At 39.8% G+C, this 11,554-nt stretch carries 10 protein-coding genes; 2 read left to right on the top strand and 8 right to left on the bottom strand.

Translation table 11 applies throughout. From position 1 onward, the window contains the following. Window positions 1-79: 79 nt before the first annotated feature. The 4 genes from ACXAFE_RS17670 to ACXAFE_RS17685 form a co-directional block, all read right to left on the bottom strand. On the bottom strand, window positions 80-991 hold the full coding sequence (locus ACXAFE_RS17670; RefSeq protein WP_475155699.1) for a GGDEF domain-containing response regulator: 912 nt from the start codon (window positions 989-991) through the stop codon (window positions 80-82). Further along, complete coding sequence (locus ACXAFE_RS17675; protein WP_475155701.1) at window positions 988-1,386, bottom strand: response regulator; 399 nt, start codon at window positions 1,384-1,386, stop codon at window positions 988-990. Before ACXAFE_RS17675 ends, ACXAFE_RS17670 begins: the two co-directional genes overlap by 4 nt. 2 nt (window positions 1,387-1,388) lie before the next feature. Further along, window positions 1,389-4,040 carry a PAS domain-containing sensor histidine kinase gene (locus ACXAFE_RS17680; RefSeq protein WP_475157768.1) on the bottom strand — a complete coding sequence of 884 codons (2,652 nt, stop codon included), beginning with the start codon at window positions 4,038-4,040 and terminating at the stop codon, window positions 1,389-1,391. A gap of 150 nt (window positions 4,041-4,190) precedes the next feature. After that, entirely contained in the window at window positions 4,191-4,586 is a 396-nt protein-coding gene (locus tag ACXAFE_RS17685) for a DUF2391 family protein (protein WP_054980875.1), read from the bottom strand. Window positions 4,587-4,825: 239 nt separating this feature from the next. On the opposite strand from ACXAFE_RS17685, the gene ACXAFE_RS17690 reads away from it, so the two are divergent. Beyond that, window positions 4,826-5,320 carry a MarR family winged helix-turn-helix transcriptional regulator gene (locus ACXAFE_RS17690; protein WP_054980840.1) on the top strand — a complete coding sequence of 165 codons (495 nt, stop codon included), beginning with the start codon at window positions 4,826-4,828 and terminating at the stop codon, window positions 5,318-5,320. A gap of 39 nt (window positions 5,321-5,359) precedes the next feature. On the opposite strand, the gene glnD is transcribed toward ACXAFE_RS17690, so the two are convergent. The 3 genes from glnD to ACXAFE_RS17705 form a co-directional block, all read right to left on the bottom strand. Beyond that, window positions 5,360-7,906: a [protein-PII] uridylyltransferase gene (gene glnD / locus ACXAFE_RS17695; protein WP_475155706.1), complete on the bottom strand. Its 2,547-nt coding sequence runs from the start codon at window positions 7,904-7,906 to the stop codon at window positions 5,360-5,362. Window positions 7,907-7,949: 43 nt separating this feature from the next. Then, window positions 7,950-8,789 (bottom strand): putative beta-lysine N-acetyltransferase, encoded by an 840-nt coding sequence (gene ablB / locus ACXAFE_RS17700; RefSeq protein WP_475155708.1) that lies wholly within the window; start codon window positions 8,787-8,789, stop codon window positions 7,950-7,952. Window positions 8,790-9,143: 354 nt separating this feature from the next. After that, window positions 9,144-10,121, bottom strand: coding sequence for an AEC family transporter (locus tag ACXAFE_RS17705; RefSeq protein WP_475155710.1), 978 nt, complete (start codon window positions 10,119-10,121; stop codon window positions 9,144-9,146). Between the two features lie 96 nt (window positions 10,122-10,217). On the opposite strand from ACXAFE_RS17705, the gene ACXAFE_RS17710 reads away from it, so the two are divergent. Continuing rightward, window positions 10,218-10,442, top strand: coding sequence for a hypothetical protein (locus tag ACXAFE_RS17710; protein WP_475155712.1), 225 nt, complete (start codon window positions 10,218-10,220; stop codon window positions 10,440-10,442). A 51-nt stretch (window positions 10,443-10,493) separates the two neighbouring features. Here the strand turns inward: ACXAFE_RS17710 and ACXAFE_RS17715 are convergent, their stop codons facing one another. Further along, the gene (locus ACXAFE_RS17715) at window positions 10,494-11,552 is read right to left on the bottom strand and encodes an efflux RND transporter periplasmic adaptor subunit (protein WP_475155714.1); all 1,059 of its coding nucleotides are present in this window, start codon (window positions 11,550-11,552) and stop codon (window positions 10,494-10,496) included. Window positions 11,553-11,554: the final 2 nt, after the last annotated feature.

An 11,554-nucleotide genomic window follows, 5' to 3' on the forward strand; every position in this document is an offset into this window, starting at 1 on the left:
AAGACTGACGTTTTATGAGTAGAGCGTCACCTTGGCGGTTATTTTTCGTTTATTTCTGATCCATCAGCAAGCACTTTAATTAGTCGTGCTTACGTTTATTTTTATACATCGCAGTGTCGGCAGCTTTAATAAGTTCAGCAACGGTACAACCATCTTGCTCGTATAAGGCAAAGCCAATGCTCGCAGAAAGTGCCACTTTTTGTGCCTGACCATCTACGTCAGTAATATAAAATTCATCACAAATAGCATTGAGTTGCTGTTGGCTTGCTTGCTGAGCATCAGCGGTACTTTTAACGTGCGGCAGTAAAGTAACAAATTCATCGCCACCGAAACGCGCTACAAAATCTGTGGAGCGGCTAAATAAAGTTAAGCGATTAGCAACATGTTGCAGTAGCTGATCGCCCGCATCATGGCCAAACTCATCATTAATGGGTTTAAAGTTATCCAAATCTATAAATAAAATGGCGAACATTTCACCGTAGCGCTGTGCGTGTTCAACTAGCTCTTCAAGTTTTAAATCCAGTGCTTTACGGCTATACACCTTGGTTAATGCATCACGATTTGCTGAGTTTTCAAGTATTTGTAAAAGGTGATGACGTTCTTTAGAAAAGCGAATTACGCGTTGCAATAGCGACGATGTAAGCTCTGATTTAGGTACGTAATCTTGTGCCCCAAGTTGAATCAGACGGTCGCCCATTGTTTCATCGGCAACGCCCGTCACCACTACAATAGGCACCGCTTGTGCACTGTGCTTTACCGTTAACATGGTATTAAAACCATCACTATCCGTGACGTTCAAATCCATAATAATTAAGTCAGGCTTAAAATTTTCGAGGGCTTGAACCAGTTTCGTCAATGAATCAAAAGTCATAATTGAGTGACTAATAATTTTATCACTCTTAAGTGCATTCCTAATCAGGTAAGCATCATCGCTGTCATCTTCGAGCAAGTAAATCAGATGATTAGATTTGTACTTTTGTTGATCATTCATGTTTTATTGATCCTTTGCCAGTAATTCAACAGCGAGCTTAAGAATTCAACGGTTTCATTTAAACCTTGTGGCTTTCGCACGTAAGAATTAGCACCATACTGATACGACAACTCAATATCATGAGGGCTATTTGAATTAGAATATATCACGACCGGTAAATTAGTGGCGTGTTTATTTTTTTTAATTAATTTTAGCACGTCAAAGCCGCCACATTGCGGCATGTTTAAGTCGAGTAACACTAAGCTATTAGAATTTGAAAATCCGTCAATGGATGCAACAAACTCTCTGCCATCATCAAAATGCGTAAGCGTTTTTTCATCATCAACCTTTTTTAGGGCCTGACGCATGATGTAAGCCTCATCGGGATCATCATCAATTAAAATTAGGTTCAACATTGCTACACTTCTCTCGGCAAATTAATAATAAACTGAGTGCCTATCCCCTCTATGCTCTCACAGCGAATGTGTGCATTATGCACTTTGATTATTTGCGCAACAATAGCAAGACCAATACCACTGCCTTCATATTTTTCTCGCGTATGCAGTCGTTTAAAAGGTTCAAAAATGCGTTTCGTATGGCTTTGGTCGAGGCCAATACCTTGATCTTCAATAACAATTTCAACTGACGATTCATTCTCAGTTAGCCGAATATTGATTTCAGGTATGTTATCTGGCTTAGTAAACTTAATTGCATTAGCAATTAAGTTTTGCAGTACCTGTTCAAATAACCCCACATCAGCGGTAATTAATAGCTCTGGGTTGTCGCACTCAATTTCAGCCTTAGTGCGAAAAACACTCAATTCAAGGTTTTCAAGTACCGGTGTTAACACATCATTAAATGACACGGTTTCAAGTGACAAAGCATTGGTGTTAATGCGCGATAGCTTAAGTAAATCTTCAATCATTTTACTTAAACGTTTGGCGGCCAACTGCAATCGCTCAAGTTCAAATTCGCTATCTGGGTCTGATTTAAATTGACCTTGCAATCGCTGATAAATTGACTCGCTAAATGCCGATATTTTTCTCAGCGGCTCTTGTAAATCGTGTGATGCAATAAAGGCAAACTGCTCTAAGTATTCATTTGATGCCTTTAATTTACCTAAGAATTCATTTTTGTCGCTTACATCGACAAATGTGCCTAGCATACGTTTGGGCTTACCGTTTTCATCTCGCTCCAATACAGAATCAACCGAATAGCACCACACCCAATGGCCATTTTTATGACGAAAGCGATATTCTAGAAAGTACTTTTCATTGCCGGTTGATTGGGTAATCAGTTCCATATGTTCAATCATGCCCGCACGATCGTCCGGGTGAAACTTTTCCATCAAATCAATATCATTTGAAAAATCATCTAACTCATAGCCGAGTAACTCTGTGTAGGTTTTATTAATTCGCTCATTTTGCAGCGTTTCAAGATTAAAAATATAAAAACCACAAACAGAACCATCTAATAAGCTCTCTAAAAAGTTATGACTGTCAGCGAGCTGACGCTGCGCTTCTTTTTCAGAAGTAATATCTACCGCACTACCGATGAGATATGTACTGCGTTTTTCTCCAGGTTTCTTCACCGGATAAAGCGAGGTTTTAAACCAGCGCGCATTACCCTCAAATGGAATATGCTCGACATATTCGAGCGGCGAATTTTGCTCGACGCAGGTTAAATATTTTGCGTGCAAATGTTGCTTAACTTCAGCAGGAAAAAACGTGATTTCAGATAATCGTTTATTCAGAATCTGCTGTTGCGAAATACCCGCCCATTTAAGCGCGGTATTATTATAAGTAGTAAATTTAAAGTCGTTATCTATGTATTCAACCACCCAAATACCGTGATTTGTGCCCATGTATAAGGCATCTAAAAATTGTGTTCGTTCATCAAGTAAGCGCTGCGCTTTCTTTTGTTCATCGATATTTCTGAGTGCACCCGACATGGTGACGGGGTTGCCATCACTATCACAAATTGAATCCCCGCGTGTTAGAAACCAGCTATATTCTCCTTGAGCGTTACGACCAAGGTATTCAACTTCATAACGTTCTTTATGTTTTAGATGCGCATCTACCGCGTGTTGTACTATGTCTTGAAAATCGGGGTGAACGTGATTAAACCAAGTTTCATAATTCGCCTCTTGGTTTTCAGGCACACCGATTAACTCAAATAGTTTTGGCGACCACACTTGCTTACCGGTTTGAATATTCCAATCCCAAATACCATCATTTGTTGCTGAAGTAGCTCGCGCAAAAAGCGCATTTGACTCAACCAATTGTTGTTTTAATGCCGCCACTTCTTTTAAATCTTTTAAGGTAATAAGTAGCTGCACCTCACCTGCATACTCCTTTTTGGTCAGAATAATTTCAACAATTTGATTTTTTTTATCTGTTTTGATTTGGCCAACAAAGCTAGCATTTTCGTTTAGCGCAAGGGTTTTTCCACTCGATTGGATTATGGTTTCAAATTCTTGGCTATTTGCCTTTAAATAATTGCTTAACTTGCCATTTATATCGCCAAACTCTGATATAAAATACTCATTTGCAAACACCACATCCCCCTGCTCATTTACCAATAAAAAGTTTAGCGGTAGCGAATCAAGCATCCATTTAGTTTGAATATGACCTTCGAGTAAACTGGTTAGTTTTTTGTTTTCTTGGCGGGAAACTCCATACTCTGACTTAATGCCTTCGTATTGCGAAATAGTGGGTACTTTAAGTAATTCAGGTAGCAGTTTGTACAAATAAAACGCGGTCGCCATCGACACCACCGCAGTTACGGCTTTAGCCATACCATGGTAGCCATACACCCCTTGCCAGATAGTCCAAATACCAAATAAATGAGTGATACCGCAAAATAAAATAAACATTGAGAACAGTAAAAACACATTGTTATAACCAATATCATTGCGCTTTTTCATAAAGATAACGAGTGCAACAGGAATTGAAAAATAGGCGGTTGCTATTAGTAAATCAGAAACGACATGGGTCCATAAAATATGAGGTTGCCATAAGTAACAGTGACCATGAGGCATGTAATCACCGCGAAAAAACTGCTCTGTCATAGTGCTCAAAGGAAATCCCTTACATTAGCAGTAGGTTTACATTTGAGTATGGCAGATAGCCTTACAAATACAATTTGAAGGCGGGTTTTTATACGTTAAATCAAGGGCTAAATTAACTGTAAAGCGGAGCGAAAACGTCGTTAAAAACGCTTATTCCTTATCAAAACTATCAACGATAATCGCGCCCATTGACGCCGGCATTGAAATAACCACAATGCGTTTGAGGGCAACAAGAGGTTCTGTAAGAAGTGGCAATTTATTAATGCTTAAAAGGACTAGCGCCACAATAAAAAACGTAATGACATAGGCAAAGATAATACGCGACACAAACAGTAAACGTCGCGTTCGGATATTACGTTGAAATACGCTCTCAAAGGTATATAAACTTAAAAATAGAAATGACAAGCTCAAAAGCAACAATAAATTGGTAAACGGTAATGTTTGTGCAAGCTGCCATGCTTCTTCTGAAAATGAAATCGGCACTGCAAGTGCAAATGCACCAACACAGATCTGAATAATATCTTCAAAATTAAAACTGCTTTTCATCATTATTTTATCGCTGCTGTTTAATAGTAATTCTAAACGCTTAAGTTCAAAGTAAATAGCTCATCTACAGATAGTAAGGTAAACCTGTCTGCTGTAAACCCAATTTATGTTTTTTAATTGAGCAATTGTAATGTTATTTTCACCCATCTGTTTAAAGCTATGTTTTGCACGTGGCATTTTTGATACCATCACCCAATAATTTAAATTTCCCGTTCAAAACGCGAGTTACTACTTTAGCCATGGAAAAATACGAAGAACTGTTAGTGTCAATCCGTAAAGTGATTCGAGCTATTGATTTACACTCTAAACAACTTAATAAATCGTCTGGATTAACCGGCCCGCAGCTGCTTATTATGCAAGAAATTGCCCGCGTGAAAGGTATTACCGCAAGTGCAGTTGCAAAAGAGATTAACCTAAGTGCCGCAACTGTAACGAATATCTTAGACCGTTTAGAATCCCGTGATTTAATTGAGCGTGTGCGCAGCAATGAGGATAAACGTCGCGTTAGCTTGTTTTTAACCAATAAGGGCAAAACATCATTAATTGATGCGCCGCAACCACTGCAAGAACACTTTATTCAAAATTTTTGTGCGCTTGAGCAGTGGGAACAAAGCCTGCTGCTTTCTTCAATGCAGCGTATCGCTAATATGATGGATGCAACTGACCTTGATGCAGCACCGGTACTTGAAATTGCGCCAATGACTGTAAGCTCAGAGGACAACAATAAAAGTTAATGTAATCGATGTGCGTCGTCAGTCAAACCAACGCGCACATTAAGATAACTTGTAGCCAAATGCGTCGATCACTTGGCTACGTAAATCCTCTTTTAAACACTCATTGTTGCTATCTGAAAGCAAAAACACACTTTCTAAACTCTCACCTAGTGTGGTTACTTTTGCCGAATGAATAGACAAAGTTAAGTTGCGAAACACCGAACAAATTTTATCAACATAAGTAGGGTTATTAAGCGTCGTGACTTTGAGCAGCGTTCTATCGCGTTTTGGCGTTGGAATAAACTCCACCATAGGCTCTGAATCAAAGCTTTTAATCTTTTTAGCAACCGGTAATTTACAGCTTTTATGACCAGATTCGATAACACGTTCGATTTGGCTAATAACCCGTTTAATGCGGTAACTTTCACTTAACTGCTCATCATTAACGTCAAGCACTCGGAAAACTTCAAGCACGTTGCCGTCTTTGGTTTCTAGTAGCTCAGCATCTTTAACGCTCACTTTCGCTTGGGTAAGCGTGTTAAAAATATCGACAAAGAGTTTTTGCCTATTAGGCGTATAAACCACCAAGGTCGAACAACCGATTTGATCGCTCTGCGTTAAAAATACTAAAGGAAACTGGGTGGCGTTAACAACTTTAGCTGTAATTTCAGAAAGCTCTTTTGCACTGGTAAATGTGAAAAAACTATTAGGCAAGGTTGACCAAAACTGAGTGACATCGTTAAGAGCAATATCGCTGTTTGATAGAATAGTTTGTGCCTGCGCTTTATTTTCGCGGATCACTGTTCGTTGCTCAAAAATACTTTGCCCATCAGTCTTGAATGCTTCACGACTGGCTAAATAAAGTTGCTCTAATATGGCGGCTTGCCAGTCGTTCCAAGCATCCTCATTAGTCGCCATAATATCTGCTACCGTAAGAGTATACAGGGCATTTAAGCGCTCTAACGATTTAACCTGTTTGTTTAAGCTGCGAATTGTGCGCGGATCGTAAATATCTAAGGTGCGACTGGTGTTGATTAACAACTCTTGGTTTTCAATCAACCACTCAATTAACTCCACCGACGCATTTTTTAAATTGTGGAATGCGGCAAACTCTTTTGCCAAAATCGCGCTGGTGCTATGACTTTCACTATCCTGTGAACCGGCTAAATGATGACAAAACGCTGCAAGCGACAACGCCAGTTTGTTTTGCACTCGGCCATATGCGATATGATAGGTTTCGTGATCACCTTGATGATTTGCAAAGTCCGAAATATAGGACACTGTTTTATATACATGCTCGTCAACCGTGTAGGCATTATGAATATCAAATTGCATACGCCCTTCGGTTTGCGCCCATTGCGTCGCGTACATCTCTAGCACCCCATAACGGTGCATTAAACCAAGTACTTTTTTCAGGGTTTTAGGCTGCTCAAACAGGCGAATAAACTCTTCGCGGCAACTTTGGTAATCTTGTAATTCGCCCAGTAAGCGGTGCCTTACTTTTCGCAGTAACTTCAATGTATTGGACGATATCCCTTTTGCCTTAGGGTGATTTGCTAATAAGCCAAACAACTTGATCACTTGTGACTTATCAATAAACACACTTGATGAATTTACATCAACCAAGCCATCAACAATGGCAAAATTTTCGTTAACTTGCAGTACTTCTTTTTCGCTATCGCGCGAAATACACAGGCTCACATTTTCACAGAGAATTTGGTTAAGTTCTTGCAAACGGGTCATGGCACGAAACAATTGTCGCATCATACGCTCGATTGCCTGTTGTGCACTGTCTCCACGACCAAACTTTAGAAATTCCGCAACATCAGCTTGGTATTCAAATAATAATAATTCTTGCGGGCGATTAGCCACGCAGTGCAGCGCCCAGCGAATGCGGCAAATAAAGTCGTGGGCTTCAATTAGCTCAAATTGTTCGTCTTCTTGCAGTAGTTCGCCATGCTCAAATAAACCAGCATTTGATAACTTTAAATGTTTGCGCGCAACCCAAATAATGGTTTGAAAGTCACGTAAACCACCGGGATTAGTTTTTATGTTTGGTTCAAGGTAGAGTGCGGTATTGAGCGCCTTTTCATGGCGAGCTTGTTGCTCTTCTAGCTTTGCCTTAAAAAAGTCAAAATCGCTTAGTGTGGTTTCATCGTACAAAAAGCTTAGTAACGACTCTGCATGTTGCTTGTTGCCGTATAAACAGCGAATATCAAGTAAATTAGTCGCAATGGTAATATCTTCGGTGGCGAAACGTTTCGCTTCTGCTAAATTACGAACGGAATGGCCAATATCCAATCCTAGATCCCAAAGTCCAGTAACAAACTGCCTCACTTTATCTTCGGGAAATTCACTTGCGTCGTCGGGCGTAATAATCGCAATATCAATATCTGAATAAGGGTGTAATGTTGCACGGCCATAACCGCCAACGGCATTGAGTGAGCAAGGCGAATTAACTAAGCCACATTCACGCCACATATCAATTAGCATTTTATCCAATTCATCTGCACGTTCATGTAACAACGAACTGATAGAGCTAGAAAAAAAACGCTCATTTTGCGAACTGGTTAGTTTATCTAATTGATCTTTGTATCTCGTTCTCATTCCTTGCTTCCTCTCAGATTAATTACGTTTAATTAAACTGATATCAAAGCTTTTGAGACCACACATTCATTGACACCAACTTGTTATTGACTAAGTTATTATTAATTAGTCTGCCGCCATATTCAAAGCCTAATCGCGCAAATACCTTATTTATAGCAAAAGACGACGCGCGACAAACCGAATAAATAAACTGTACATCGGTATTTTTTAGATATTTGCTCGCTTCAAAAATAAGCGCTGATGCAATTCCTTCGTTACGAAATTGACTTAACACAACGGTATCGTAAAGCCTTGCGTTTGGTGCATCTTTCTCATATTCAATACGCACACAGGCAACAATCGCATTCATGTATTCAACACAAAAATAATCTACGCCGTTTTCAATACTGCTTTTGATGTAGTTTTCATCACCAATTGGTGAGCCATAACTTGAGAATGCTAGTTGATAAAGTTTAGATAACGCACGCACATCGCTTTGGTTACACTTGCGAAATAATACGGGTTGAGCAAACGAACCAGGCTCCCATGAATCAACATTTTGTACTTCGTTGATAATACCGTCACTTAAATCCATGTGATCGCACGAAGCGCGCTCTTCATCAAGAAATCGAGAAATAAAAATAGCGTCTTGCAAACCAAAATAACCAGGCACTGTCGCCTCAATTTGGTATCCGCGCTTTAGAAATGGCAATACTTGCGCGTCTTTTACTTTGGCGATTATTTTGCTGTAACCGCCTTCTTTAGCAAAACTTTCTACTTCATTATGAAAGGTGTTTGGCACTTCAATTGTTGCATCGGTAATGTACACACGGTCATTTAGTTTTCCGAAACGGATAGTGTTACCCGTTAGGGTGGTTTCACTATCATATTGCGTCGCTTGCATGATTTATATCCTTGCTGTTAATTCGTATAAAAATATTATTCGATCTGCGTCTTATTAAAATTTAATCTAAAAGGCACTGTATATTTAGAGTTGATAGCAATATGAATATCGTTTCATAGGCGGGGCTGACTCAATAAAATCAAGTTATTAGAACGATCAATTGTTCTATACAAAACAAACCACTTCAAAATTGATTAGAATTCTAATTAATATAACATTAGTTAGAGCACTAATCAATTAACTGGATGTTTGTCAAACAGCGGACGCAACCACGCACGATAAGGCTCATGCCAAATCGTGGTCTAGTAAGTATAAAATGGGTAGAAATGTGAAAGCAGTTTATGAAGTTGGCAGCTAACTAAACAAGTGGACTTGTAAGACATAAATCCATAGCGGAATAGTTACAACACTCATTAATGTGCTGAGCACTACGGTTCCTGCAACTAGGCCTTGCCCACTATTTTGCTGACAGGCAACAATGTATGCATTTACGCCAGTTGGACACGCTGTCAGCACAACCAAAATTAAGGTTATTTCATCACTTAAATGAAAACCTAAACGCGCCACTAGCAATACCGCCAAAGGTAATACGATCAGTTTAATAATTGTGGCACAAATAATTTGCTGATAGTTGCCAGCCAAGCGGTATTGATACAGGTTGGCACCCAATATAAATAGCGCAAGCACCAACGCGCCTTGGGTAATTAAATGTAAGGTACTTGCGATAAAAACTGGCACATCAATACCCAACATATTCACTATTAATCCACTGTAAATCCCGATTAATAATGGGTTTTTTAGTAAACCTTTACAAAAGCGCCTAAATTGAAACGAATTACCCGTCGCAAAACTCGAAAAAATACTGGTCGCGCCAAATAAAACAGCACTATGAAAGCTGATGATTAAAAACACCAGCGCCGCAACAGACGACGACAACACGCTAATTAACACAGGCAAACCAACAATAATGGTATTTGAATACGTACTGCCTAGCGCAAATACAGCGCTACCAGCAGACTGTACCTTGAAAAGTCGAGGTGCGAGCAACGTCGTTATTATAAAGGTCGATATAACAACGGCATAAAACGTTAAAAACACTGAATACGAGATAATACCCGATAAATCGGCTTGCGCGATATTAATAAATAGAAACAAAGGGAACAACAAACTAAAGGTAATTTTACTAAGATCACCAATGGTTTGGGCAGACACATAATGGCTGCGAAGCGCAACATAACCAAGCAAGGCCACTATGACTAACGGAAAAAGAGACGAAAACATGGATTTAGTCATGCGATAAAAAGTGTCGAGACTGTAATCAATTACGTGCAAAACAGCAACCGTTTGGCACACCAAACTGTACAAATTTTACACAACCAACAGAGCGCACTATAGTTAAAGCATGCAGGATTTTTGCAGGACCTCGTTATGTTTGAGCGCAGACATCATACACCTAGCTTTAATGAGCACTTGGGTTTATTGAGTGATGAACAACGGATCGCGATGTATGATCTATACAACTTTGGCTATGATTTGGCGTTTGTACGTACTACAGCGCAAGGCAAACTTGCGGTACTAACCCAAGGCGAGAGCGTTGCAACGATTGACCAGTTTGGCGATGTTGCAGTTAATCCAGAGATAAATATCAGATAAAAAAGGCGCGACCAAGTAACTTGGTCGCGCGCTTTTTCTTAACTATTTCATCTAACGTACTGCAAATAACTGCTCAGATGATTTAACACGTACTTTTGCACCTTCTTTTAGCATTTCACTGCCGCGTATTGCCACTTTTTCGCCTAATACAAGCTCACCTTTTACTTCAATAAAGTCATTAAAACCGCTGCCAGGCACTACCGTCACTTGTTTTACGGTTAAGTCATTGGTTACCACATTCACGTACACTTTATCTTGGCGTAAAATTAACGCATCACGATGAACCGTTAACGCATTATGCTTAGCACTACTTGCAAGGCTCACTCTTACCGCACTGCCAATAGGTAAAGATTGCTCAGTTAACGATGCGCGTACTTCCATAGTGCGGCTTAACTCATCTCCTACCGGTACCAAAGCACGCAGTGTTGAACTAAAACGCATATCTTTATTGGCAATTAATACACTATCACCCACTTTATTAAATTGCGTATGGGATAGCGGTGCATTTGCACGTACTTCCAAATCATCTAAACTCACTAACCGTACTGCAGGTGAGTTTGTTTGGCTAAATTCACCCACTTGCTTGTAGCGCTCAACAATGGTGCCATCAAAGGGTGCGATTAACTTTGTTTTATCAAGTTGCAATACAATGCGCTGTAAACTGATCTTTGCCTGTTCAAGCTCTTGCATTGCCATCATTAACTCCGCTTCTTTTGCTTCAAGGGCATCTAACGAGGCGTTTTTGCCCAATTTTTCTATGCGAATAAGTTGGCGTTCAAGCAAGCTAACACGCGTGCTAAAACTTTTTATGCTGGCACTGGATTGTTGTTTTTCGAGCTGTAAAAACGCATCGTCCAACAGTAAAATCGTATCGCCTTTTTTAAAGCGCTCACCAACTTCTGCAATGCGCTTTACAACGCCCGAAACTTCAGTGGTTAAACGCGAATCAAAACGACTCACCACAGTACCTGGCACCCACATTTGCTCAGCAATTTCTGCTTGCTCGACATCACTTAGAGCAACCAAAGGATCTGGGCGTTCATTGGCTGTTGCAAAACAACTAAGTAATGTCAGCACAGCACATATAATTGTCGAAATAACGTATCTCATAA

Source organism: Pseudoalteromonas sp. ABV4_021, from assembly GCF_056159365.1.